Source organism: Chryseobacterium ginsenosidimutans (assembly GCF_024807225.1).
GTDB classification, from domain to species: Bacteria; Bacteroidota; Bacteroidia; order Flavobacteriales; family Weeksellaceae; genus Chryseobacterium; species Chryseobacterium ginsenosidimutans.
The window spans coordinates 3,609,114-3,632,898 of the sequence record NZ_JANUCO010000001.1 but is presented as its reverse complement, the minus strand read 5'-3'; the positions used below and the strand labels follow the sequence as shown (position 1 = coordinate 3,632,898).

The window sequence follows — 23,785 nt, the reverse complement described above, 5'->3', positions numbered from 1 at the left end:
TCTTACCTTTAAATTATCAAATAAAAAAATTAAAAACAATGGAAACAACTAAAGTAGTTTTAGGAAACGTGAGAGGAGAAATTCAGCTTTTCTCAGACGATAAAAAAGCAGGAAAAATGGATATTTCGGTAATCGGAAAAAAATTAACCGTTTACCACACAGAAGTTGATGAAGAGTACGCTGGAAAAGGTTTCGCAAAATTATTACTGGAAAAACTGGTTTCCTACGCAAGAGAAAACGATATGAAAATTCTGGCGTTGTGTCCATATGTTCATGCCCAATTCAAACGCAATCCGGAAGAATATAATGATGTCTGGTTGAAAGAGGAGGGAGAATAAGATAAAGAAAAATAGTAAAATACCATCAAGTTTGTCATCCCGTAGGGATCTAAGCTAAGTGTTAGAAAATAGCATAGACAATTCGTGCTGAGAGATAAACTTGATGGATATACTTTTGCATCTGCGAACAAAAATAAGCAGACCAATTTAACGTCATAGCATTAAAAACCAACAACAATCAACCAACCACTAAAAACTAAAAAAAATGTCACTCATCACAGGACTTCACCACGTAACAGCCATCACAGGCGATGCACAGGAAAATATAGACTTTTACACCGGAGTTTTAGGACTTCGTTTGGTAAAAAAGACGGTAAATTTTGACTATTCCGATGTGTATCACTTTTATTTCGGGGACGAATTCGGAACTCCGGGAACGATTATGACCACTTTCCCTTATGGAAAAGGCTTAGTCAACGGAAGACATGGCAAAGGAATGTTGAATACGACCGCTTTTTCTGTATCAATCGATGCATTGGATTATTGGTTGAATCGTTTGAATCAGTTTAATATTCCTTTTAAACAGGCTCAGCAAAGATTTTCGGGTGAAGCTTTTATTTATCTGGAAGATTTTGACGGGTTGGGATTAGAATTGGTTTTCAGTGATAAAGACAATCGAAAAGGCTATTACAATGGCTTTATTCCAAAAGATTATGCCATCAAAGGAATCCACCATGTTGAAATTTGGTTAGATGCTTATGAAAGAACGGCAGCGCTTTTAACGACTCAGATGGATCATCAATTGATTGCCGAAAGCTCAGACAGATTCAGGTTTGCGGCAGAAGATGCTCCGGGAAAATATGTTGATTTGGTTTGTACGCCCAATGCTTTGAAAGGTTTGGCGGGAAGAGGAACCGTTCACCACGTTGCTTTTGCGACCCCAAATGCAGAAACTCAACTTGAAATGGTTGAAAAATTAAATAAATTCGGCTTAGAACATACCGAAGTGAAGGATCGTAAATATTTCACCTCCGTATATTTTAAAGAACCGGGAGGTGTTTTGTTTGAAATTGCGACTTCAGGTCCTGGATTTGATGCAGACGAGGAATTTGCTTCTTTGGGCGAACATTTAAGTCTGCCAAAACAATTCGAAGAAAAAAGAGAACATTTGGATGAAGCTCTCCCAAAAATTAATTATCCAACAGAAAAATACAGATAAAATAATGAGTCATACTTTAGATATAAAAACATCAGGAAAACAGATTAATGAAGCGGAAAAAGCTTTAATAATGATTCACGGACGCGGTGGAAGTGCGCAGGATATTTTGAGCTTATCACAGCATTTGAATGTGGAAGATTACGCTTTATTAGCTCCTCAAGCGACCAACGGAACTTGGTATCCTTTCTCTTTCATCGCTCCTGTTGAACAAAATGAACCTTGGTTATCATCAGCAATTGAAACGATTGAAAAAACGGTTAAAACTGCCATAGATGCTGGAATTAAAGCTGAAAACATTTACTTTTTCGGATTCTCGCAAGGCGCTTGTCTTACCTTAGAGTTCTTGGCGAGAAATGCTCAGAAATTCGGGGGAGCTACAGCAATTATTGGTGGATTAATCGGAGATAAAATCAATCGTGAAAACTACAAAGGTGATTTTGCACAGACTCCGATTTTTATAGGAACAAGCAATCCCGATTTTCATGTTCCGGTTGAAAGAGTGTATGCAACGGCAAATATTTTAAGAGAAATGAATGCCGATGTCACAGAAAAAGTATACGATAATTTCGGACATTCGATCAATCAGGAGGAAATGGAACTGGCGAATTCATTGATTTTTAAATAGAATGATTTAAATACAAATAAGTACAATATTGTATTCAATAGGAACGGGCATGTCATCCTGAGGTTGTCGAAGGAAGCCCGTTTAATAAATTATAAAATCAATTGGCTTTAGCCAAAACATAAAAAAATATGAAAATCACAAAAATCTTCAGCGACGAAAAAGAAGAAACTCATTTCGAGGAGGTAGAAATTCCTTTAATTGATCAAGGTGAAATAGGTTTTTTGTCAGAAAATATTGATGTTAAAAAACTACAGTTCAGGACAGTTTCTGCAGAGTACGATTACGATTTTCATTGTGCTCCACAGCGACAATATATTATCTTGCTAAATGGCGGTGTTGAAATAGAAACTTCTCTTGGCGAAATCAGACAATTCAAAACAGGAGAAATTCTTTTGGTAGAAGACATTTCAGGAAAAGGACACAAAACAAAAAATTTGGAAAAGAAAGAGAGAACTTCACTGTTTATACATCTTTAATTAGAAAATGACTAATCATCGAGTTGTAAGTCTAACTTCTAACATCTTATATCTAACTTCTAAATAGAAACTATGCACGAACAACTACTTCTTATACTGGGACTTTTACTCATCGTAATGCTGCTCGTCATGTTGGCGCAGCGTATCAAAATTGCGTATCCGATATTTTTGGTATTGGCGGGATTGGGAATCAGTTTATTTCCTGGAGTTCCGGTGTTAAAGCTTGATCCCGAAGTTATATTTTTAATTTTCCTGCCGCCACTTTTGTATGAAGCAGCGTGGTACACTTCATGGAATGACTTCTGGAAATGGAAAAGAACCATCGGATTATTGGCTTTCGGATTGGTATTTCTGACGTCTCTGGTCGTGGCTTTTGCGTCACAGGCTTTAATTCCGGGATTCACTTTGGCATTGGGATTTTTGTTGGGCGGAATTGTTTCTCCACCGGATGCAGTTGCTGCAACGACAGTTTTAAAAGGATTAAAAGTTCCAAAACGTACCGTTGCCATGTTAGAAGGTGAAAGTTTGATTAACGATGCTTCCTCATTAATTGTCTTCCGATTTGCTTTGGCGGCGGTGATGACAGGAATGTTTTCGATGCAGGAAGCGACCGGTCAGTTTTTTCTGGTAGCAGGAATGGGAGTAGTAGTGGGAATCGCAGGAGCCCATGTTTTTTATGCAATTCACCGGTTTTTACCCACAACTCCAGCGATAGATGCGGCTTTAACGGTGATGACGCCTTATATTTTATTCTTAGTTGCCGAACATTTTCACTTTTCGGGAGTAATGGCGGTCGTAAGTGGTGGATTATTCATGTCTTTCCGTTCGCATGAGATTTTTAAAACAGGAACGACGAGAATCAATATGATGGGAGTCTGGAATACGTTGATTTTTGTGATGAATGCATTAGTTTTCGTGTTAATCGGACTTCAGCTTCCCGATATCATCAATGGTTTGGGTGAAACTTCTTTGATGGATGGGATTAAATATGGCTTAATCATCAGTGTAATTGTAATTATCGTCCGTCTTTTCTGGATTTATCCGGTTGCTCATATTCCGAGATGGCTGAGCAAGAAAGTTCGGAAAGATCCGAGTCCGGGATGGAAAAACCCTTTAATCATCGGTTGGGCAGGAATGCGAGGCGTAGTTTCTCTGGCAACAGCTTTGTCGATTCCCGTGATGATGAACAGTCAAACGGAATTTCCGATGAGAAATTTAATCATTTTTATCACTTTCGTCGTTATTTTTGTGACGTTGGTTTTTCAGGGTTTAACGCTTCCTTTGATTATTAAATTAACCAAAATCGGAGAAATAGATCATATTTTACCGTCGCACGAACAGCAAGCTGGAATTCAGATCAGACTGGATAATTTGGCGGTGAGCAGATTAGATGAAAAATATGAATCGAGTTTAAAAAATAACAGCTTGGTTGAAAATTTTAAAAATACGATTGAGAATGATATCTCTGTTCAGAAAGGTCATTTAAGTTCGTTGGAAATGTGTACCAACAGACAACATGATCTGAAAGAATATCATGAAATTATGCTTGATATTTTTGCCTTACAGCGAAAAGAATTATATAAAATGAAACGTGAAAAACTGTTCACCGATGACGAAATCCGCAAAGCTGAATCGCAATTAGATTTAAATGAATTAAAAATTACAGGTAATAAACATTTATAATTTTGTTGATAGTTGATCGTTTTTTGTTGATTCTAAATCTCACTTGTCCTTCTGAATGAAGGAAGAATCTAAAAAATAAAAAAAGATCTTCATTACGTTTCACTTAAAAGTATTAATTAAAAATCAAAGCGCTTTTTGCGTTAAAAAAAATAAATCCAAAATGAAAATATTAAACTTTCTGGTCATTGGAAAAAATCAAGAGATTATCGAGACCTTAAAAAGAATTATCGAAAATAATGAAGGCTGGAAAGCCGAAATTCAAAGCGATGAAAATTTCTGTTACGAATATATTAAAGAAAATCAAGTTGATATCGTTCTTTTGAGTTCAGGATTAGAAGAACAATTTGAAAGAGATATTAAAGTTTTTTGTGAAAATTTAGACAAAGAAGTTAAGGTGATCGACCATTATGGGGGAGGAAGCGGATTATTAAAGAACGAAGTTTACGCACTTTTTCCTAATTTGCAGTCGTAAACTGCAATCTATGTCTGAAAATATCATCGAAAATGTAACACGATTCATCAATCTTAGCGAAAAAGAAGAAAAATTTTTTACCGATTCATTAACGTTTCAGACATTTCCCAAGAAAACGGTTTTGCTGAGGGAAGGTGAGATTTGCCAGTTTGAAGGCTACATCCAAAAAGGGTGTGTAAGGGTATATTATCTCGATGATAACGGCTTTGAAGTAACCATTTTATTCGCCATCGAAGACTGGTGGATTAGTGATATTGCCTCATTTCAGGATCAAAAACCTTCTCGATTATACATCGAAACCTTGGAAGATTCAGAAATTTACATGCTGAATCCCACTACAAAAGAAAAGCTCCTGACTGAAATTCCAAAATTCGAAAGAGTATTCAGAATGTTGGTGCAGAGAAATCTTTCTACCTTGCAAAACCGATTGGTCAATACGATTTCAAAAGCGGCATCAGACCGATATTTAGAATTCGTAAAAGTGTATCCGTCCATTCCTCAAAGAGTCGCGCAATACTATATCGCGTCTTATCTCGGCGTTTCCAAAGAATTCGTAAGCACTATCCGAAAACGCCTCGCTTCCAAAGAAAAATAATTTCTCCAATTAAATCAAAACATAAATTATTCCGCCTCAAGAAGCATTTTTCTCCTTTAATCTGAAAAATATTCACAATATTGTCATCCCGTAGGGATCTAAGCAAAGTTTTTAAAAATTAATCTAAAATGATTCGAGCCTAGATCCCTACGGGATAACAAACTTTATGGATCATCTTTGCTGAGTAGAACGCCTTTGCGAACGAAAATATGCAGAACAATTTAAAATAAAAACCTTGCGACCCTTTGCGTTAAAAGAGAATTTTTGGTGCTTTTGTTTCAATACAAAAGAATTAATTATTTTCTTCAAAAAACTGAATTTATTAAACTAGTTAAATGCACAGCAATTTTCATCACCCTAAATTTGTCTTATCAAAAACGAATAAATAACTAACAGATATGGACAGAAAAGATTTTTTAAAGAAAGGATTATTGGGAACAGGAATGTTTGTGGCATCCGCTTCATTGGGAAATACGATGAAAAATGAGATCGACGAAATCGAACCGTTAGAAACCGATCGGTTACAACCATTTACCCAATCCTGAATCAAAAATTAAAGACAATTCTGTGATTCATAAAGCAGATTCAAGAGGAAAGGCAGATCACGGCTGGTTGGTGAGCAATCATACCTTCAGTTTTGCCAATTATCACAATCCTGAAAGAATGCATTTTGGGGTGTTGAGAGTCTTGAATGACGATAAAGTAGATGGAGGAAGAGGTTTCGGAACACATCCTCACGATAATATGGAAATCATCAGTATTCCGTTGGAAGGAGATCTAGAACATAAAGACAGCATGGAAAATTCTGCCATTATCAAAAGCGGAGATATTCAGGTGATGAGTGCAGGAACAGGAATTATGCACAGTGAATTCAATAAAAACAGCGATCAACCGGTAAAATTCTTGCAAATCTGGGTATATCCGAACAAAAGAAATGTGGCTCCAAGATACGATCAGGTTACTTTAGATAAAACAAAAAGCAAGAACAAATTCCAGCAAATATTATCTCCAAATGCTGATGACGACGGAGTTTGGATTCATCAGGATGCGTGGTTTCATTTAGGGAATTTTGAAAATAATATCGAAACCAATTATCAGATCAGAAAAAAAGGAAACGGCGTCTATGCTTTTATCATTAAAGGAAGCGCAGAAATCGGAGACCAAAAATTGGAAGAAAGAGACGGTTTCGGAGTTTGGGATATTTCAGATGTAAAAATTAAGGCAACATCAGAAAACACGGAAATCCTTTTAATGGATGTTCCTATGACGATGTAATAAAGTTATAGTAATGAAGTTAGTTTCATGATTATTGTTGGTTGGCTCTCTTTTTTAAGGGAGCTTTTTTGTATGGTAATTTTATTGAAAAATAATGCGGAAATCGATAGTTTTTGACTGTATGTTCTTAAATTGTTTTTCACATATTTGTGGAGTAATTAAAAAATTATATATTTAACAAACAAAAAAAACAAATGATTATGAGGAGAAAAATTATTCTCAGGCTATCGATGCTGATAGTCTTGTTAACAACATTACATTCCTGCCGAAACGAATTTGTAGATTATGAAGGACGAACAGGCGAAACAAAACAATTTTATACTGCTAAACAGCTAAGCTATGAACAGCTTAAACAGCAGTCTCCTACTATAGCAAATAAAATTGCTGCTTTCAAAGCTTTATCCGGTCTTAAGAATACAAACTCCAAAACTTATACAGATTCGGAAGAAGAGTTTTCAGTGAATACTGACATGTCTTTTTATGTTGAAGATGAAAAAGGACATAAAACTTATACTTTCAAAATAGAAAAGAGAGAAAACAGTTCGGATGTTTTAGAGAATCTGGTATTAAGCAATACAGGAAATTCTGAATTTGAAGCCTATATTTCTTCTTATGATAAAACTGCACTTGAAAACCTAGGTAAATTTACCCTTGAAGATTTAAAAGATCACGTTACGATTGAGCCTATTGGTAAAAGAAAAGGGGCTGACATTTTTGGAAAATATTTGGCAAACCCTTGCCAGATCATGGCCTAATTTTGTTAATATATTTGTTTCTGGCACAATGTGTTATGAAAATAAGCACGATTATGCACATATAGGTGATTGTGACTATAAGAATACACCGGGGAAAGCACCTACCGATTCTTATTCTTATACTGGTATATCGTATGAAATTATTATTACATGTGATGGCGGGGGTGCGTCGCCCGGTAACGGATCTGTTGTTACAGGACCTTATGATGGTAATAACCCGGGAGGAGGTTTTGGTAATACAATCACCAATAATCCTTGTAATAAATTGAAAAACTCTCTCTCAAAGAATATCATTGGTACTACACCACTAAAAACTACTAAGGGAATGCTTCAGATTCTGAAAGAAAATTTACCTTCTGTGAATCCGCAAATTCCTGGAGAGATTGCCTATGGTATGTATCAAAATGCCAGTAATGAGTTAGAACCGCGATTCTTTGAAGAATTAGATATTGCTCATAATATTGAAGCCGAATTAGGATTCGATGTATACCCTGTATTTATGCACACTCATAAAGCAAGTGGTCTTACCATATTTTCTTTAGCAGATATTTTTGCGATTAAGGATGGAATCGATAACGGAAACTTCAACGAGAATACCGTTTTCTATCTTGTCACCGATAACGGTACACAATATGCTATGACCATAACAGATCTTAATTCTTTTAATGCTTGGACTAATCTTTATTTTGCGGGTTGGGAGTTTGATAATATTAAGAAATTGAAAGAAGATGAATATGAAGAATTGATTAATAAAAAAAATAATATAGATCAAAACGAGAATGGACTTGCTAGATTTTTTGACACAAAATTTGCAGGAATACAATTATTTAAATCTTCACCTGATTTTTCTACATGGCAGCAGTTAATTTATAACCCGCTAACCAATAAAACAACCAAAACCAATTGTCCAAACTAAAAAAAACATTATGAAAAATATATTTTTATTATCAAGTTTAGTATTTTCGTTAACGCTTATGAATTGCCAAACTACATACCCATTAACCAATTATAGTACAGATGTACTTCATAGTGGTAATTACATTCAAGATACAACAGGAGTCTTAGATAAATTTGTGGGAACTTGGAAATACATCAATGGAAACGACGAATTTACCGTAAAAATTATCAAAAAAGAACATGACAACATTTTTGGAATGCGCGATTATTATAAAGATTTCTTATATGGAGGATATAAATACATAAAGAATGGTAGCATAGTGGTGGATCGAGTAAATTTTACGTTTAATGGACTTTATGATCCAAACTTTCCTATTATTTTGGGTAGTGGAAATCTTTCAAATAATTATAATGACATTAGTCTTTTAGGTGATGACGTTATAGTTCATAAGCCTGTTTATATTGAGCTAAAGATAGTTAATCCTACAACAATGGAATGGAAAATGACTCCTAGAGAAAATATTAGTATCAACGGGAGTTCTCCTACTCCGGGTGCGGGTTGGGGAATTCCGACGAGTGTTACTCTGATAAAGCAGTAAATATGAAAAATACATTTTTATTTTTAAGTCTACTTGTATCTTTTACACTGATGAATGGCCAAACCACTTATCCACTCACTAATTATGACACCAATGTATTACATAGCGGTAATTATATTAAAGATACTACGGGTATTTTAGATAAGTTTGTCGGAACTTGGAAATATTCCAATGGAAGTGATGAGTTTACCGTGAAAATAATCAAAAAGGAACATGATGATGCTTTTGGACTTAATGACTATTATCAGGACACACTTTATGGTGGTTATAAATACATAAAGAATGGAAATCTTTTAATTGATAGATTAAATTTTACATTTAATGGATATACGGATCCTAATTGCCCATTAATGCAAGGTAGCAATTTATCTAATAATCAGAATATGATTACATTGGTTGGTAATGATAGGATAGTTCGTAAACCTGTGTATATGGATTTACAAATTATTAATCCTACAACAATGGAATGGAAGATGACCCCAAGGGAAAATATTAGTATCAACGGGAGTTCTCCTACTCCGGGTGCGGGTTGGGGAATCCCTACAAATATTACTTTAACAAAGCAGTAAAATATTAAATATTTCTTTTGACAAGTTTTTCTAATCATATACTAAAATAATAATGGATAGAATTAAAATTTTATTTCTTTTAATTGTCCCAATTTTTAATCTTTATGGGCAGAGTATTAAATGGAAAAAACTTAATGAAAATATTTCTTACTCACTAATAGAAAATAATTCTAGTGCAAAGGTTGGAATAAAAGATTCGGTAAAAGTAGATTTATTTATTTTCGATCTTGACAAAAAAATTATGATTAAAAGGAATAAGCAGCTAAACAAGCCTGCCTATTCCTTTTATGATAATTATAGGAATGTACAAAAGACTTACGTTCCCGTAGAATTTCATGACAGTCTATTAAAAAGATCAGAATACATATTTAAAATAAAAACAATAGGTAAAAACAGCTATATAATTTCATTTGTTGAAAATTTAGGTAACGATCAACTAAAACATTTTACTAAATATTTAAATAGAAAATATACATTACTTGAAAGTATTTATTCAACGAAAGAAAATAATATTAAAAAAAATGAAATTTGGTCTAACGGGCTTGGAGTAAAAATAATACATCCTATTTATACCACATTAAAAATTACGACTATTAAAGAAGTCGATTTTAATATAATACCAAGAAGAATGAAAAAAAATATTATTGATACATCTTCTTATCTTTCTAATAAAAAAAGTAAAATATTTTTCTTTAAAATAAAGACATAATATGTATGCATATTAATGTATTTCCATAGTTTGAATTAAATATTCTTGTTACATCATTTATAAAACTTACCACTTAAAGTATAGTTTTTCTTACTGCGATTGTAATTCTTCCAACTCTAAAGTATATTCTTGTAACTCCAAATATAATATTAACATTCCCAATTAATATTCTTGCATCATCATTTATACTTTTAACGACTTTAAAATAGATTCTTGCAACTTTGTCGATACTTTTTGTAATTCTAAGTATACTTTTTATTACTTGAGATATGATTGTTTTTACTGTGATTTGACTTTTAAGAACTTTGGCTATGCTTTTTGTAACTTTAATAAGAAAGTGATAAACTTTTAGAGTCTGTTTAAATTTAATTCAAACATTTTAAAAAGCAGTACTAATTTTTTAACGCAAAGATTTAATTCAATAGTAATTTAATTGAAGTGAGCAAAGATGAATCAACAAGTTGATTTGAGGAAGCGCTGTTTTCACGCTTTGCGAAGCAAATTTTATTTGTCTTTGCTTCCTAAAATAATACGGAATATAAATATAATCTTTGCGTTAAAAAATAATAGTGAATTCCATTTGAAAGAAATCTAAGTCTTTCGATACAAAACTTTTATTCTCAAGAAAACATAAAAACTATATTTCAACGGGATTACAAAAATTTGTAATGTAAATTTTAAACAGGCTCTTAAAATAAGAAAAACTATATCGGAAAGCATTCTCGACAAAAAAATAACGATTTACAATCAATAACAACTAAAAATTATGATTAACTAATACCAAACAACCTTACCCAAAATCCAAAAAAATTCCCGATTTTTGCAACCCTTTCAATAATCCCGAATATTCATGAAACTTTGTATTGCCGAAAAACCCAGTGTTGCCAGAGATATCGCCAAAGTATTGGGCGCAACCATGCCCAAACAAGGGTATATGGAAGGAAACGGCTATTGTGTGACATGGACTTTCGGACATCTTTGCACCCTCAAAGAACCTCACGATTACGGTCCGCAATACAAATCGTGGAATCTGTTTTTACTGCCGATTATTCCTGCGAATTTTGGGATCAAATTAATTCCGAACAAAGGCGTTGAAAATCAGTTTAAAGTGATTGAAAGATTGGTCGGAGAATGTGATGAGGTCATCAATTGCGGGGATGCGGGACAAGAGGGAGAGCTGATTCAGAGATGGGTGCTACAGAAAGCAAAATGCAACAAACCTGTTCAGCGTTTGTGGATTTCGTCTCTTACCGAAGAAGCGATTAAAGAAGGTTTTCAAAAATTAAAACCTGCCGAAGATTACAAAAATCTCTATCTCGCAGGAAATGCAAGAGCGATCGGAGACTGGTTGTTGGGAATCAATGCAACGCGACTTTTCACGAAAAAGTTTGGCGGAAATAAGGCTGTTTTGTCTATCGGAAGAGTGCAGACTCCGACGTTGGCGATGCTCGTTCAGCGTCAGAAAGAGATCGATGCTTTTACGACTGAAGAATATTGGGAACTTAAAACCAAATACCGTGACGTTATTTTCAACGCTGCGATCGACCGTTTAAAAACCTTAGACCGCGCCGAAAAAGGCTTGGAATATTTAAAGCTAAATCCTTTTGAGATCGTTTCTTTCGAAATTAAAGAAGGAAAAGAAAAAAATCCGAGACTCTTCGATTTGACGGGACTTCAAGTGGAAGCCAACAAAAAATATGGCTATTCTGCAGACAGCACGTTGAAATATATTCAAAGTCTTTACGAGAAAAAACATGTGACGTATCCGCGTGTTGATACGACCTATCTATCCGAAAGTCTTTACCCTAAAATAGACGGAATCCTTCGCAAAATGCATTTTTATCAGGAACTCGTTGCGCCTTTATTGGAAGCTCCGATTCCGAAATCAAAAACTGTTTTTGATGATGCAAAAGTAACCGATCACCATGCGATTATTCCGACCGAAATTCCGCCTTCTCAGAATCTGACAAGGGAAGAAAAGTTGGTGTATGATTTGATTGCGAAACGTTTTATTGCCGTTTTTTATCCCGAATGTAAAATTTCAAATACTTTGGTAGAAGGACAGGTAGGAACAATTCCTTTTAAAACAAGCGGAAGACAGGTTCTTGAGCCAGGTTGGAGAGCTGTTTATGCGAAAGATGCCAAAGAAGAACCGACGGATAAAGAAAAAGAGAAGGAAGAAGAACAGACGATTCCTGAATTTATTGTTGGAGAAACCGGACCGCACGATCCGATGATTCATCAGGGAAAAACGACTCCGCCAAAGCCTTACACGGAAGCAACGCTTTTGAGAGCAATGGAAACTGCCGGAAAACAGGTGGATGATGAAGAGCTTCGAGAAATGTTGAAAAATAACGGAATCGGAAGACCTTCGACTCGAGCAAACATCATTGAAACGCTTTTCAAAAGAAAATATATCGAGAAGAAAAGGAAAAACCTCATCGCCACGCAAACCGGAATTCAGTTAATCGATACAATTGAAGACGAATTGCTGAAAAGCCCGGAATTAACAGGAGAATGGGAATTAAAACTTCGTAAAATTGAAAGCGGTGAATATGAAGCCAATCAGTTTAAAGAAGAATTGATTCAGATGGTAACGGAAACTGACTAAAAAAGTGGTGTACGGGAAAGCAAAAGTCTTCACCTTACATGAAGAAAAAGAAGTGGTAACGGAAAAGAAAAAACGTGAACCTGCTGTAAAAAAAGAGCTTCAGTCGTGGGAAGAAACCAAATGTCCGAAATGTAAAGAACATAATCTGATGAAAGGAAAAACCGCAGTCGGCTGTTCTGATTTTAAGAATTGTGGCTTTAAAATTTCTTTCGATATTTTCGGTAAAAAATTATCAGATAAACAATTAATGGACTTGGTTCTGAAAGGAAAAACTTCAAAACTGAAAGGGTTTACAACACATCCCGAAAGTTTGTCGGAAGGTGTTTTATCTTTGGATGAAAATTTTCAGATTCTACTGAACTAATTTAATAATAGGGATGCTTCGACGGAGCTCAGCATGACATTTCTAATACTAACTGCTTTATTTTAACAGCGTATTTGTAGCGATGTCATGATGAGGCTATTGAAGCATTTTTTTTCTAAACACAAATTTCCACAAATATTTTTCACGAATAACACGATTTTATAGCCATAATAATATCAATAAGAACGGGCTTTAGCCCGTTTTCATTTTATCCAACCTTCAAATGGCTTTAGCCAAAACTTAAAAATCAGAATGACAAACTATGTGGTAATGCAATTTGTATAATAGTTTTGTGCTATTTGAGAAAAAGATTTGTGGAAATTTGTGTTTAAACTACATTTGCATTTAAAATAGAAAAATGACCCCAGAAAAAAGGCAACTCATCACAGACAGTTTCAACCGTTCCGAAACATTACAATTCTATAAAGCAGAATTGCTGGAAGTTGATACCGATTTTATCTCCATGAAAATTCCAAAAATGGAACTCATGACCAGAAAAGCGGGAATGTTCAACGGAGCAATGATCGCGTCTTTGGTAGATGTTTCTTCAGGTTATGCCGCGGTAAGCCATTATGCGGAAGATTGTTACGTGGTGACAGTAGAGTTGAAGGTCAATTATTTAAGACCGGCAATCGGTGACGCTTTGGTTTCAAAATCATATGTTGTGAAAGGTGGTGCAAAAATAAGTGTCATCAGAACAGAGATTTATACGGTTGATGAAAACGGAAAATCAGAAAGTCATGTCGCGACTTCTTTGGTTACGATGATGAAGATAAGATAAAAAATAAGGTATAATAATTTTATAACATATCATTTCAAACTCAATCTAAATTAAAAAACTCAAATCTTCTTACCCTCAAACTCTAAGACCCTCCAACTCTCAAACTCGGATCAGAACGAAAACGCCTGAACAGAAAACTGCAGAAAAGCATTATTTCCAACGGGATTCCACATTCCCCAAATTCCGATGGGAATTTTGTACCCTGCAATCATGAAAGTTTTAGAAACAATTAAACTTACTTCAGTAATGCCGTCTTTTTTAGCGAAAAAATTACTTTTTTCTCCGGCATGATTCAATGCAAAACCGTAACCGACTCTTGTGCGGACTTCCAGATTTTCATCTTCCTTTTTATAAACAGGATATTCCGCGGAAACGAAGGACGAATATTTGTTTTCCGTATTTTCTTTATTCCTGTCGCGACCGAAAACGACCGTATTTGCACTTAATGTTAAAGGAATTTTATCACTGATGAGATAATATGATCTTAAATCCCAAAAACGTCCGGTTTCGTTTGCATTATAATTGAAAAACTCTTTGTTATTGTACGTTGCAGCAGGTGAAAAATTATAAATATCCCAAAGTTCTACGGTAAGATGTTTATTTTTATATCCTGCATAATTGTTGAATTCTTTGTAGGAACCATCAACATTTCCACCGGTCCAGAATCCGCCATAGAAATTCTTCCCGTCCAAATGTACATCTCCTGTATAAATGAAACCCGAAGAAACTTCCTGTCCGCGCCATAAATGACTGTTTCTGAGTTGCAAAGCTGAATGTATTTTCTGGCTGTAAAGCAATGAAGTTCCTATGATGATTGACAAAATCAACAATAATTTAGTTCTGATCATGACATTTGTGTTTTAATTTTTAGCTAAAACATTCCTATATCCGATACAAAATACCAGATAATAGAAATGTAAAAAATCGAATATGAATGTTAATTAATTAAATCTTTTTCTCTGATTTTTGATCCGAATAAAGCGTAAGAAAGCATTAATAATTCACAGATTACGGTCAATATCCAAGTCCATCTCCAAGATCCGAAAGCATCTGCCAATCCTCCCTGAACCAGCGTAAAGACCGCTCCACCAAATACTGCTGAAATGAAAACTCCCGAAGCTTTTGAAGTATATTTATTCAAACCTTTTATCGAAAGAGAATAGATGCAGCTCCACATGGATGAATGTAAAAGTCCGATCGCAACCAGAAACCAAAGATTTTGAGTGATCATGGCGATAATAGCTAAGATGGTAGCTAAAATAGTGGTAACAGCTAATTGAGTTTTTGCAGAAATATGGCTCAGAAAACTTGAAATTGATCTTCCTACTAAAAATCCACCCCAATATAATGTGGAAAGTAAAGCATGAATTCCCAGATCCATTCCGCCGATCATGATGTCGGTTTTTCCAAAGAAAGTAATTGGATGACCGGATTCCGTTAGTTCAAATGCATGAAGGTTGATATTGGCACCAATCGCAACTTCTGTCCCGACATAAAAGAAAATCGCCAAAACGCCCAATGCAAAATGTCTGAACGACCAAATGCTTCTTTCTAATTTTTCTCCCGCAACGGCTCTTGTATTTTCGATATCGGGAAGGTGAAGCTTTTTTGTAATTAAAATAACGATTAAAATACAGGCAATTAATATAGAAAGTGGGAGTAATAATTGTTTTATTTCAATACTTTCGATCGAAATACCACTGAACATCACAACAGTAACGAAGAATGGGGCAGAAGTAGTTTCCGATAGAATTAATGGCTGTTAAAATATTCAATCTTTGCACAGGTTGCGTTCCTTTTAGCTGATAAGAAGCCGCATAAGGATTCACAACAACCTGAATAATTGCTGCCGAAGTTCCCATTAAATAAGATCCCGTCACGAAAATAATAAATCCGAAAGGAATAATAGCATCACCAATACCAAATTCCACAGTAGGATATTGTGAACCAAACCATGATGAGAAAAGATACATAAACAATCCTGAAATCATAAATAACAAACCTCTCAGAATGGTATTTTTATATCCGAAAGCATTCACCCATTTACTTCCTAAAGTTCCGTTTAATAAATATCCTAAGAAGAAAAAGAAGGAAATAAGAGTGGTAAATGTATTTTTCAAACTTCCTGCATGAGAAAGAAAGGTGAACTTCAAAGGAGCTTGCAACTGTTCATTTACGGTGGTTAAAAAACCAACAATAAAATAAATAAACGTAATAATCGCGAACGGAAATATACTGGTATTCGTCTTGGTATCAAGCTTTTTAATATCTGAATTAGCTATCATAAGTGTTTTTTATATTATTAGTTCTAATGCCTTACCCGTTCCCAGATTTTTAATTTCGCTTACAAATTTTTCATAGAGCTGAACAAATTGGTTTGATTTTTTTAAATCAATACTTTTAAAAGCAGATAAACCTAAGAAATCAATCGGATCATCACTTGAAATGAGGTTCTCATCATTTTCATTTATCCACGGTTCGGCAACCTCGTAAGAATGTCCTTTATCATCGATTTTATATTTTAAATAATGTCTGTAAGAAGCGAATAGAAAGGCAACACGAGTCAAATCTTTGTCATCATTGATCATTTTCGCAAGATTCGGCATCATATAAACCGGCAGTTTTGAAATTCCGTCAAAACATAATCTGCTTACTTGGTCGCTCACGCTTTTATTCGAGAATCTTTCGATCAAAGTCTGTTTGTATTTTTCCAGATCGGTATTTTCGGGAGCCGGAACGTAAGGGGTGATGTCTATATCCATAAAATCACGGATAAATTTTACAATACTTTTATCTTCCATCGCTTCATCCACTTTTCTGTAGCCTTTTAAAAATGAAGGATAAGAAAGCAGCATGTGAGAAGCGTTTAACAGGCTTAATTTCATGTTTTCAAAAGCCGTCACATCCTGAGTAAATTCTACGCCAACTTTTTCCCAAGCAGGTCTTCCTGCAATAAAATTGTCCTCAATTACCCATTGCGTAAAATCTTCACAATAAACGGGAGCTTTATCATCAATTCCGCTTTTTTTATTCAGCCTTACAACATCTTCGGGAGAAGTTGCGGGTGTAATTCTGTCGACCATACTGTTCGGGAAAGTAACGTTGGTTTTTACCCATTCAGCTAAGTCTTTATCTTGGGTTTCAATAAACGTAGTGAATGCTCTTTTTGCCGTATTTCCATTGTGTTGAAGGTTGTCACAAGATAAAATGGTAATGCTTCCGTTTCCCTCTGCTTTTCTTTTACGAAGCCCTTCTGCTATAAAACCAAAAACAGTTGTTGGATTTTCAGGGTTTTCAAGATCATGTTTAATTTTTTCATCATTTAAATTAAATTCATTTGTTTCTTTATCCAAATTATATCCACCTTCTGTAATGGTTAAAGTAATGATTTTAATAGCGCGGTCTGCAATTTTATCAACCACCGCTTTCGGGTCTTCAATACCCCAAATCAATTCTGTTAATGAACCGATTTTATGAATTTCATCTTTTCCGTCTCTTCCGCAAATGGTTAAAGTATAATCAAGGTTTTGAGATCTTAAATTATTGACAATTTTTTCATCAGACGGAAGCAGACAAACCCCACAGATTCCCCAATGTTGCTGATCTTCATTTTTTAATAATTGATCGGTATAGAATTGTTGATGCGCTCTGTGAAAATTACCCACACCAACGTGCAGAATACCGGATTTTATGGTTTTAGAATCGTATTGATAAGCTTGTATATCCATGTGAAAAATTTTATATTTATTTTAAATAGGAGTCGATTTCTCAAACTTATAGTAATTTAATTATTGGAAATGTTTTTTATTTGAAAATTCTTTGTGGGAACGTTCCCAAAATGTTGGGAACGTTCCCATTTGCATATTTTTTATGTACTTTTGATGAAAATCGACCTCAAAAAAGCACCTGATGAAAAGAATTACCATTAAAGATTTATCCAAATTCTTATCCTTGTCTACTTCTACGATCTCAAGGGCACTGCTAAATGATAAAAATATTAATGCCGAAACTCAGAAAAAAGTTCTTGAAGCAGCCGAAAAATTAGGGTATAAACCAAACCCGACAGCTTTAAGCTTAAAATACGGTCAGACAAAGAATATCGGATTGGTGGTTCCTGAGATGATCACCCCTTTTTCATCAAAAGTTCTTCAGGGAATCCAGAATATTTTGTATCCGCTCGGATATCGTGTGATTATTACTCAGTCGGACGAAAATCCTTTAATTGAAAGGAAAAACCTACAGCTTTTAGAAGAATTTAATGTGGACGGAATTATCATTAATCTCTGCCACGAAACCTATAATGAAGAGCTGTACAAAGAGATTATGGACAGAGGAATTCCTTTTGTTTTTTTCGACAGAATCCCGAGTAAAACATTAGATGTTTCAAAAGTCGTGGTGGATGATAATATCAAAGCGTCATTGGTGGTTGAACATTTAATCAACACGGGCAGAAAAAGAATTGCCCACATTATGGGACCTTCCACAATTCGCAATGCGGTAGAAAGAGAAATGGGCTACAAACGGATCTTGACAAAGCATTATATTTTTGATCCTGAATTAATTATAAAAACCGACGGTATGATGTTCGAAGCCGGAGAAAACGCTGCAAAACAGCTATTAGAAAAGAAAATAGAATTCGACAGTATTTTTGCTTTCAGTGATACGTTGGCGATCGGAGCTATGAATTATCTTCTTGAGCAAGGAATTAAAATCCCGGAACAAGTCGCTTTTGCAAGTTTTTCAGGAACCGAATTAGCCACTATTGTACATCCGAAATTAACAAGTGTGCAACAACCCTTGGTAAAAATGGGCGAAACGGCAGCAAAATTAATTTTAGAAAAAATAAAAGATATTTCTGCACCAAACCAAACCATTATAATGGATACGGAATTGGTGTACAGAGCTTCAACTCTTAATTGAGAGCGTGTTTAAAATTTTCTTACAAAGATTTTTTAACATTAAGAAGTTAATATTTTAAGGATTTATGCTTCAGAATTCTTAAATTCTTAATGTTTAAATAAAGAATAAACTTCGTTTATTTTAGATTAAGAAAATTTAGATGATAAAATTTAAACAGGCTCTAAGCTTTTAATATTCAGAAATAGATCAATCTGATTTTAATTTTTCTTAAACTGAAATAATTGTTATCACCTTGTTTTATTTAATTGGAATAAGTTTTGCACACGAAAGCCTATAAACATTAAAAAAATCAATACTATGAACTTAATTATCCGACTTCTTGTGACAGCAATTGTTGCTTATCTTTTAACGATGATTTTACCGGGAGTACATTTTACAGGATTTGCAGGGGCGATCATTTTCGCAATTGTTCTGGGAATCCTGAATTTAATTGTAAAACCTATTCTGAGTCTTTTCGGATTGCCTTTAACGATCATTACGTTGGGCTTATTTGCCTTGGTAATTAATGCGATCATTATTCTTATTGCAGATTATTTTATAGACAGCATGAAAGTCGATGGCTTTCTTTGGGCTCTTATTTTCAGTATTTTGCTTTCTATCATTACTTCTCTTGCGAATTCTATGTTCTCCGACAAAGATTAAATTTAAACTAAAATCTATACCAATTTATAAAAAAACCGTCAATGATTAGTTGACGGTTTTTGTTTTTTATTTCTTGATAAATTTCAAAAGGGTAATGTTCCCGTTTTTGTCTTTTAACTTTATAAAATAATTTCCGTTTGGAAGATGATTGATAAAAATTTCCTTTGAGAAAGTCTTATTTACATTAATTATTTTTCCGTTAAGATCTACAATTTCATATTCTTTAAAATCAATCTCAGAATCAACTTTCAAAATCTCAGAAACAGGATTCGGATAAATTTTAACTAAAGTGATCGGATTATTTTTAGTCTCATTTGTTCCTAAAAATAAACATGAAGGCGGATTACTGATTGGTCCGTTTGTAAAGTCATAATAGATTACCCCATTTACAGGAACTGTATTCGTACTGATACTTTGCGGGATATTCGGAACAGGAGAGCAGTTGTTAAAACTTACGTTTCCATTTTCAAAATTTCGGGTTACTTTATACCAGTTTTCGCATCCTGTATTGGTCATTGGAAATCCGGGCCATAATGGGTCGATAACAGATCCGTTTATTGCATTTGGATTTACCATATCTGCGATTGCACAGCTTCCTGTCGTCCAGTTTGAAGGCATTTTAAAATACATGGTTGCCGTTGGAATCGTTCCTGTGTAATATTTTTTGCTGAAAACAGATGAAGTTGTTCCCGAATTCACCACAAAAGCTTTGATTTCTTTATTGCTGTTAATTAATATTTGTACACTGTTCGTTGCTGAGCTGGAACTTAATGTCGGTGTACTCCCATCTGTAGTATAATAGATTGTTCCGCTTCCTGAAACAGTTACCTGATAAGGATCGTTGTAATGCGTCGCACCGGGACTCATATTAATTTGTGAAGAATATAAAAGGGAACTGAAAATGAATGCAGTAAGTAAAAATTTTTTCATGGAAATGTAGTTTAGTACTAAGAGACGAAATTAATAAAAAATTATAAAGGTTTCATTAATTGAATGTAAACTCATTTACATAACTTTGGCAATCTTTGAATTAAATATGAATTTATGAAACTTAAGTACAGTCTGCTGGCTTTAGCAGCGCCGCTCTTAATGAATGCACAACAATTAATGACACCTGAAATCCTTTGGACTTTGAAAAAAGTTGGAGTACAGGCAGTTTCTCCGGATCAGTCTTCGCTTATTTATAAAGTGGGACAGACCGATCTTAAAACAGAAAAGACAAAAAACGAGAACTATTTTTTAAATGTTCTTAATAATCAGTCTGCTAAAATTGATTTGGGTAAAAAAGCCCTTATTCAGTGGGATAAAAACGGAATTTATGCTCAGGAAGGAGACAAGATTTTCCTTTCAAAAGATAACGGAAAAACGTGGACAGAATTTTATACAATCGGTGAAGCAGACAATGTTGTCATTTCTCCAGATGGTAAAAAAATAGCTTTCAGCAAACAGGTTTTGGTGGAAAAAGTGATGGGAAAAGACAAATTTTCCGATACTCCGAAAACGACGGCACAAGTTTATACCGATTTGAATCACAGACACTGGGATTACTTTAATGAAGGAAAATACAATCATGTTTTTGTAGTTAATACTTCTGATAAAGTAGAATCTGCTAAAGATTTATTGGAAGGAAAAATGTGGGATTCTCCGCAAAGACCTTTCGGTGGAGCGGAAGATTTCATCTGGAGTCCCGATTCTGCGCAGCTTTTATATGTTACAAAACCTAAAAGCGGTGCAGCATATTCTACAAGTACCAATACCGATATTTTTGCTTACGATCTAGCTTCAGGAACGACAAAAAATTTAACTGAATCAAATAAAGGGTACGACGTAAACCCGAAATTCAGTCCGGATGGAAAGTCTTTGTCATGGCAAAGTATGGCGAGAGATGGCTATGAAGCAGATAAAAATGATATCAAAATCTTAGATTGGAAGTCAGGAAAAACAACGAATCTTACAAGCAGTTGGGATGAAAGCGTTTCAGGAGATGTTTTCTGGGGTGGAGATTCTAAATCAATCTATTTCACGGCAGCTTTCAGAGGAACAAAGCAATTATTTTCTTTAGATCCTAAAAATGCTAAAGTTCAGCAAATTACAAAAGGTGATTTTGATGTTAATGAAATTTTTACCGACAATAAAAGCTCTCTTTTGGTTGGAAGAACAGACATTAATCACGCAACCGATATTTTCTCTGTAAGTCTTAAAAACGGAGAAATGAAGCAGGTTACCGAAGCTAACAAAGACATGTATTCTAAATTGGCACAAGGAAAATCTGAACTAAAAATGGTAAAAACTTCGGACGGAAAAGAAATGGGAGTATGGTTTCATTATCCGCCAAACTTCGATCCGAACAAAAAATATCCGACTTTAGTATATTGTCAGGGAGGTCCACAATCTGCATTGACACAATTTTTCAGCGTACGATGGAACTTTGCTTTAATGGCAGCCAACGGATACATCGTAGTTGCGCCAAACCGTCGCGGAATGCCGGGTTGGGGAACAAAATGGAACGAAGAAATATCTAAAGATTGGGGAGGACAGCCGATGAGAGATTATTTGGCAGCGACAGATTTTGCGAAAACTTTACCGTATGTTGATGGAGATAGAGTTGCGGCTGTAGGAGCAAGTTACGGAGGTTACAGCGTATATATGTTGGCTGGAATTCACGAAAACAGATTCAAAACTTTCATCGCTCACGACGGATTATTTGATATGAAATCTTGGTATCTAACGACGGAAGAACTTTGGTTTGCGAATTGGGATTTGGGTTCTCCATGGGAAAAACCACAGCCAAAAGCATATACAGAATTCAACCCAAGTAATTTTGTCGATAAATGGAATAAACCCATCATGATCGTTCAGGGCGGAATTGATTTCCGTGTTCCTTACGAGCAAGGTCAGGAAGCTTTTCAGGCTGCAAAATTAAGAGGTTTGAAATCTAAATTAGTCTATTTCCCGAACGAAAATCACTGGGTTCTACATCCTCAAAACGGTTTAGTTTGGCAGAGAGAATTCTTTGATTGGTTGAAGGAAACTTTATAATTAAGGATTAAAATAATTTAATTTTTTTAAAATATCAATGGGAGCGGGCTTTAGCCCGCTTTTTGTTTTTGTAATAGGAAAGGCTTTAACCAAAATTTATATATTTGAATCATGCAAAACAGAATTTCTTCCTTTCCGCCAATCATTGATAATAATTCTAAAATCATCATTCTGGGCTCAATTCCCGGAGTGAAATCTTTAGAAAAACAACAATATTACGGGCATCCTCAAAATAAATTCTGGAAGATTATTTTTGAATTGTTTAATGAAGAATTTACCGAAGATTATGCTGAGAGAATCAATATTTTAAAGAAACATCACATTGCACTTTGGGACGTTATCGATTCCTGTGAAAGAAAAGGAAGTCTCGATTCTGAAATAAAAAATGAAGAAGCCAATCAGATTGAAGAACTATTGGAGCAATATTCTAATATAAAGGCCATTTTTTGCAATGGCGGAAAATCTTATAAAAATCTACAAAAGATATTAGGAAAAAATTATAAAATTCCTGTATTTTTATTGCCTTCAACAAGTCCACTTCACACGGTTTCTTTTGAAAAGAAATTGGAGGAATGGAAGGTGATAAAAATACATATATGAAGAAAATATTCTTATTATTTTTAGTCTTTACTTTTATTAATGTTTTTTCTCAGGAATATCATTTTGATTATTCAATAGAAAGCCAAACCACTAAAACCAAGCCGGATAAAGAAAAAAGTATATCTACATCATTTTATGATTCTAAAAATAAAATTCATTTACATATAGATAAGTATAATGACAAAATGAGAGCCGTAATTTATGATAAAGATAAAAATTTAAGACACTCTTTTAAAGTAACTGAATCTAAAGGTTTTGTAACTTTTGAATATACTCATACAAATGATTTTAGTAAACATAAGCATAAAGATATTGCTAAAGACGATGTTTTAGAGGTTAAGGAAATAGATTCTCTTCAATATCAGATTGTTGCATTTAAAAATGAAAAAAGGAATAAAAAAAGATTCACAGCATTAGTGACTTTAGAAAAATCAAAATTGAATTATCTTGAAATAGGTGTTGATCATGCACAAAGTGACGAAATGGAGCAAAAAATTAGAAAATTTTTGGATTTAAATTCGAATTATATCTTAAAAAGAATGCAAGTAGATTATTCAACAGGGTATTCTTATGATAGCTCATTAAAAATTAAAAATGTTGATTTTTCTTTAAAACTTCCGGAAAAATTAATAATAAAAGAATTTGATTTTATTGGGGAATTTCAAGACTGATCCAT

The 23,785-nt window shown here is 34.3% G+C and carries 25 protein-coding genes and 1 pseudogene; 21 read left to right on the top strand and 5 right to left on the bottom strand.

Translation table 11 applies throughout. The features are described 5' to 3' along the window. The first annotated feature begins 38 nt into the window (after positions 1-38). From J3D55_RS16960 to J3D55_RS16885, 16 genes and pseudogenes are all read left to right on the top strand, one after another. Positions 39-338 carry a GNAT family N-acetyltransferase gene (locus J3D55_RS16960; RefSeq protein WP_259132669.1) on the top strand — a complete coding sequence of 100 codons (300 nt, stop codon included), beginning with the start codon at positions 39-41 and terminating at the stop codon, positions 336-338. A gap of 205 nt (positions 339-543) precedes the next feature. Then, positions 544-1,497: a VOC family protein gene (locus J3D55_RS16955; RefSeq protein WP_259132668.1), complete on the top strand. Its 954-nt coding sequence runs from the start codon at positions 544-546 to the stop codon at positions 1,495-1,497. A 4-nt stretch (positions 1,498-1,501) separates the two neighbouring features. After that, on the top strand, positions 1,502-2,122 hold the full coding sequence (locus tag J3D55_RS16950) for an alpha/beta hydrolase (RefSeq protein ID WP_259132667.1): 621 nt from the start codon (positions 1,502-1,504) through the stop codon (positions 2,120-2,122). A gap of 128 nt (positions 2,123-2,250) precedes the next feature. Next, positions 2,251-2,598 (top strand): cupin domain-containing protein, encoded by a 348-nt coding sequence (locus J3D55_RS16945; protein WP_259132666.1) that lies wholly within the window; start codon positions 2,251-2,253, stop codon positions 2,596-2,598. A 72-nt stretch (positions 2,599-2,670) separates the two neighbouring features. Further along, positions 2,671-4,281 (top strand): Na+/H+ antiporter, encoded by a 1,611-nt coding sequence (locus J3D55_RS16940; protein WP_259132665.1) that lies wholly within the window; start codon positions 2,671-2,673, stop codon positions 4,279-4,281. 160 nt (positions 4,282-4,441) lie between these two features. After that, the gene (locus J3D55_RS16935; protein WP_259132664.1) at positions 4,442-4,753 is read left to right on the top strand and encodes a hypothetical protein; all 312 of its coding nucleotides are present in this window, start codon (positions 4,442-4,444) and stop codon (positions 4,751-4,753) included. 10 nt (positions 4,754-4,763) lie between these two features. Beyond that, the gene (locus J3D55_RS16930; protein WP_259132663.1) at positions 4,764-5,348 is read left to right on the top strand and encodes a Crp/Fnr family transcriptional regulator; all 585 of its coding nucleotides are present in this window, start codon (positions 4,764-4,766) and stop codon (positions 5,346-5,348) included. 398 nt (positions 5,349-5,746) lie between these two features. Then, positions 5,747-5,893 (top strand): hypothetical protein, encoded by a 147-nt coding sequence (locus J3D55_RS16925; protein WP_259132662.1) that lies wholly within the window; start codon positions 5,747-5,749, stop codon positions 5,891-5,893. A gap of 22 nt (positions 5,894-5,915) precedes the next feature. After that, complete coding sequence (locus tag J3D55_RS16920) at positions 5,916-6,623, top strand: pirin family protein (RefSeq protein ID WP_259132661.1); 708 nt, start codon at positions 5,916-5,918, stop codon at positions 6,621-6,623. 200 nt (positions 6,624-6,823) lie between these two features. Further along, complete coding sequence (locus tag J3D55_RS16915) at positions 6,824-7,378, top strand: hypothetical protein (protein WP_259132660.1); 555 nt, start codon at positions 6,824-6,826, stop codon at positions 7,376-7,378. Continuing rightward, a complete protein-coding gene (locus J3D55_RS16910; protein ID WP_259132659.1) occupies positions 7,338-8,294 on the top strand; it encodes a hypothetical protein in 957 nt (318 codons plus the stop codon). Before J3D55_RS16915 ends, J3D55_RS16910 begins: the two co-directional genes overlap by 41 nt. A gap of 10 nt (positions 8,295-8,304) precedes the next feature. Beyond that, positions 8,305-8,874 carry a DUF6705 family protein gene (locus J3D55_RS16905; protein WP_310467198.1) on the top strand — a complete coding sequence of 190 codons (570 nt, stop codon included), beginning with the start codon at positions 8,305-8,307 and terminating at the stop codon, positions 8,872-8,874. A 2-nt stretch (positions 8,875-8,876) separates the two neighbouring features. After that, positions 8,877-9,443 carry a DUF6705 family protein gene (locus tag J3D55_RS16900; RefSeq protein WP_259132657.1) on the top strand — a complete coding sequence of 189 codons (567 nt, stop codon included), beginning with the start codon at positions 8,877-8,879 and terminating at the stop codon, positions 9,441-9,443. Positions 9,444-9,495: 52 nt separating this feature from the next. Further along, the gene (locus J3D55_RS16895) at positions 9,496-10,152 is read left to right on the top strand and encodes a hypothetical protein (protein WP_259132656.1); all 657 of its coding nucleotides are present in this window, start codon (positions 9,496-9,498) and stop codon (positions 10,150-10,152) included. 850 nt (positions 10,153-11,002) lie between these two features. Then, positions 11,003-13,127: pseudogene (locus J3D55_RS16890) on the top strand (type IA DNA topoisomerase). Positions 13,128-13,485: 358 nt separating this feature from the next. Then, on the top strand, positions 13,486-13,908 hold the full coding sequence (locus J3D55_RS16885) for a PaaI family thioesterase (RefSeq protein ID WP_259132655.1): 423 nt from the start codon (positions 13,486-13,488) through the stop codon (positions 13,906-13,908). Between the two features lie 110 nt (positions 13,909-14,018). Here J3D55_RS16885 and J3D55_RS16880 read toward each other — a convergent pair whose 3' ends face one another. The 4 genes from J3D55_RS16880 to J3D55_RS16865 form a co-directional block, all read right to left on the bottom strand. After that, positions 14,019-14,756: a hypothetical protein gene (locus J3D55_RS16880; protein WP_259132654.1), complete on the bottom strand. Its 738-nt coding sequence runs from the start codon at positions 14,754-14,756 to the stop codon at positions 14,019-14,021. Between the two features lie 89 nt (positions 14,757-14,845). Then, a complete protein-coding gene (locus J3D55_RS16875) occupies positions 14,846-15,616 on the bottom strand; it encodes an MFS transporter (RefSeq protein ID WP_259132653.1) in 771 nt (256 codons plus the stop codon). Beyond that, positions 15,585-16,193 (bottom strand): MFS transporter, encoded by a 609-nt coding sequence (locus J3D55_RS16870; RefSeq protein ID WP_259132652.1) that lies wholly within the window; start codon positions 16,191-16,193, stop codon positions 15,585-15,587. The genes J3D55_RS16875 and J3D55_RS16870 overlap by 32 nt, the downstream gene beginning before the upstream one ends. Positions 16,194-16,202: 9 nt before the next feature. Beyond that, on the bottom strand, positions 16,203-17,636 hold the full coding sequence (locus J3D55_RS16865; RefSeq protein WP_259132651.1) for a mannitol dehydrogenase family protein: 1,434 nt from the start codon (positions 17,634-17,636) through the stop codon (positions 16,203-16,205). A gap of 181 nt (positions 17,637-17,817) precedes the next feature. Here J3D55_RS16865 and J3D55_RS16860 point away from each other — a divergent pair, with 181 nt between their 5' ends. Together J3D55_RS16860 and J3D55_RS16855 are read left to right on the top strand one after the other, a co-directional pair. Beyond that, the gene (locus J3D55_RS16860) at positions 17,818-18,828 is read left to right on the top strand and encodes a LacI family DNA-binding transcriptional regulator (RefSeq protein WP_259132650.1); all 1,011 of its coding nucleotides are present in this window, start codon (positions 17,818-17,820) and stop codon (positions 18,826-18,828) included. A gap of 297 nt (positions 18,829-19,125) precedes the next feature. Further along, positions 19,126-19,470 (top strand): phage holin family protein, encoded by a 345-nt coding sequence (locus tag J3D55_RS16855; protein WP_259132649.1) that lies wholly within the window; start codon positions 19,126-19,128, stop codon positions 19,468-19,470. A gap of 66 nt (positions 19,471-19,536) precedes the next feature. On the opposite strand, the gene J3D55_RS16850 is transcribed toward J3D55_RS16855, so the two are convergent. After that, positions 19,537-20,400, bottom strand: a complete 864-nt coding sequence (locus J3D55_RS16850) for a T9SS type A sorting domain-containing protein (RefSeq protein ID WP_259132648.1) — start codon at positions 20,398-20,400, stop codon at positions 19,537-19,539. Between the two features lie 114 nt (positions 20,401-20,514). On the opposite strand from J3D55_RS16850, the gene J3D55_RS16845 reads away from it, so the two are divergent. The 3 genes from J3D55_RS16845 to J3D55_RS16835 all read left to right on the top strand — a co-directional run bounded on the left by J3D55_RS16845 (position 20,515) and on the right by J3D55_RS16835 (position 23,780). Next, the gene (locus tag J3D55_RS16845; protein ID WP_259132647.1) at positions 20,515-22,509 is read left to right on the top strand and encodes a S9 family peptidase; all 1,995 of its coding nucleotides are present in this window, start codon (positions 20,515-20,517) and stop codon (positions 22,507-22,509) included. A 111-nt stretch (positions 22,510-22,620) separates the two neighbouring features. Continuing rightward, the gene (locus J3D55_RS16840) at positions 22,621-23,109 is read left to right on the top strand and encodes a DNA-deoxyinosine glycosylase (protein ID WP_259132646.1); all 489 of its coding nucleotides are present in this window, start codon (positions 22,621-22,623) and stop codon (positions 23,107-23,109) included. Beyond that, the gene (locus J3D55_RS16835; RefSeq protein ID WP_259132645.1) at positions 23,106-23,780 is read left to right on the top strand and encodes a hypothetical protein; all 675 of its coding nucleotides are present in this window, start codon (positions 23,106-23,108) and stop codon (positions 23,778-23,780) included. The genes J3D55_RS16840 and J3D55_RS16835 overlap by 4 nt, the downstream gene beginning before the upstream one ends. Positions 23,781-23,785: the final 5 nt, after the last annotated feature.

Bases quoted from the DNA above. Each gene is read 5' to 3' on its own strand.
- J3D55_RS16875 (WP_259132653.1), bottom strand. From the start codon at position 15,616: ATGTTCAGTGGTATTTCGATCGAAAGTATTGAAATAAAACAATTATTA.
- J3D55_RS16925 (WP_259132662.1), top strand. From the start codon at position 5,747: ATGGACAGAAAAGATTTTTTAAAGAAAGGATTATTGGGAACAGGAATG.
- J3D55_RS16960 (WP_259132669.1), top strand. From the start codon at position 39: ATGGAAACAACTAAAGTAGTTTTAGGAAACGTGAGAGGAGAAATTCAG.
- J3D55_RS16865 (WP_259132651.1), bottom strand. From the start codon at position 17,636: ATGGATATACAAGCTTATCAATACGATTCTAAAACCATAAAATCCGGT.
- J3D55_RS16845 (WP_259132647.1), top strand. From the start codon at position 20,515: ATGAAACTTAAGTACAGTCTGCTGGCTTTAGCAGCGCCGCTCTTAATG.
- J3D55_RS16850 (WP_259132648.1), bottom strand. From the start codon at position 20,400: ATGAAAAAATTTTTACTTACTGCATTCATTTTCAGTTCCCTTTTATAT.
- J3D55_RS16915 (WP_259132660.1), top strand. From the start codon at position 6,824: ATGAGGAGAAAAATTATTCTCAGGCTATCGATGCTGATAGTCTTGTTA.
- J3D55_RS16885 (WP_259132655.1), top strand. From the start codon at position 13,486: ATGACCCCAGAAAAAAGGCAACTCATCACAGACAGTTTCAACCGTTCC.
- J3D55_RS16895 (WP_259132656.1), top strand. From the start codon at position 9,496: ATGGATAGAATTAAAATTTTATTTCTTTTAATTGTCCCAATTTTTAAT.
- J3D55_RS16940 (WP_259132665.1), top strand. From the start codon at position 2,671: ATGCACGAACAACTACTTCTTATACTGGGACTTTTACTCATCGTAATG.
- J3D55_RS16955 (WP_259132668.1), top strand. From the start codon at position 544: ATGTCACTCATCACAGGACTTCACCACGTAACAGCCATCACAGGCGAT.
- J3D55_RS16930 (WP_259132663.1), top strand. From the start codon at position 4,764: ATGTCTGAAAATATCATCGAAAATGTAACACGATTCATCAATCTTAGC.
- J3D55_RS16835 (WP_259132645.1), top strand. From the start codon at position 23,106: ATGAAGAAAATATTCTTATTATTTTTAGTCTTTACTTTTATTAATGTT.
- J3D55_RS16905 (WP_310467198.1), top strand. From the start codon at position 8,305: ATGAAAAATATATTTTTATTATCAAGTTTAGTATTTTCGTTAACGCTT.
- J3D55_RS16880 (WP_259132654.1), bottom strand. From the start codon at position 14,756: ATGATCAGAACTAAATTATTGTTGATTTTGTCAATCATCATAGGAACT.
- J3D55_RS16950 (WP_259132667.1), top strand. From the start codon at position 1,502: ATGAGTCATACTTTAGATATAAAAACATCAGGAAAACAGATTAATGAA.
- J3D55_RS16945 (WP_259132666.1), top strand. From the start codon at position 2,251: ATGAAAATCACAAAAATCTTCAGCGACGAAAAAGAAGAAACTCATTTC.
- J3D55_RS16860 (WP_259132650.1), top strand. From the start codon at position 17,818: ATGAAAAGAATTACCATTAAAGATTTATCCAAATTCTTATCCTTGTCT.
- J3D55_RS16855 (WP_259132649.1), top strand. From the start codon at position 19,126: ATGAACTTAATTATCCGACTTCTTGTGACAGCAATTGTTGCTTATCTT.
- J3D55_RS16870 (WP_259132652.1), bottom strand. From the start codon at position 16,193: ATGATAGCTAATTCAGATATTAAAAAGCTTGATACCAAGACGAATACC.
- J3D55_RS16935 (WP_259132664.1), top strand. From the start codon at position 4,442: ATGAAAATATTAAACTTTCTGGTCATTGGAAAAAATCAAGAGATTATC.
- J3D55_RS16840 (WP_259132646.1), top strand. From the start codon at position 22,621: ATGCAAAACAGAATTTCTTCCTTTCCGCCAATCATTGATAATAATTCT.
- J3D55_RS16900 (WP_259132657.1), top strand. From the start codon at position 8,877: ATGAAAAATACATTTTTATTTTTAAGTCTACTTGTATCTTTTACACTG.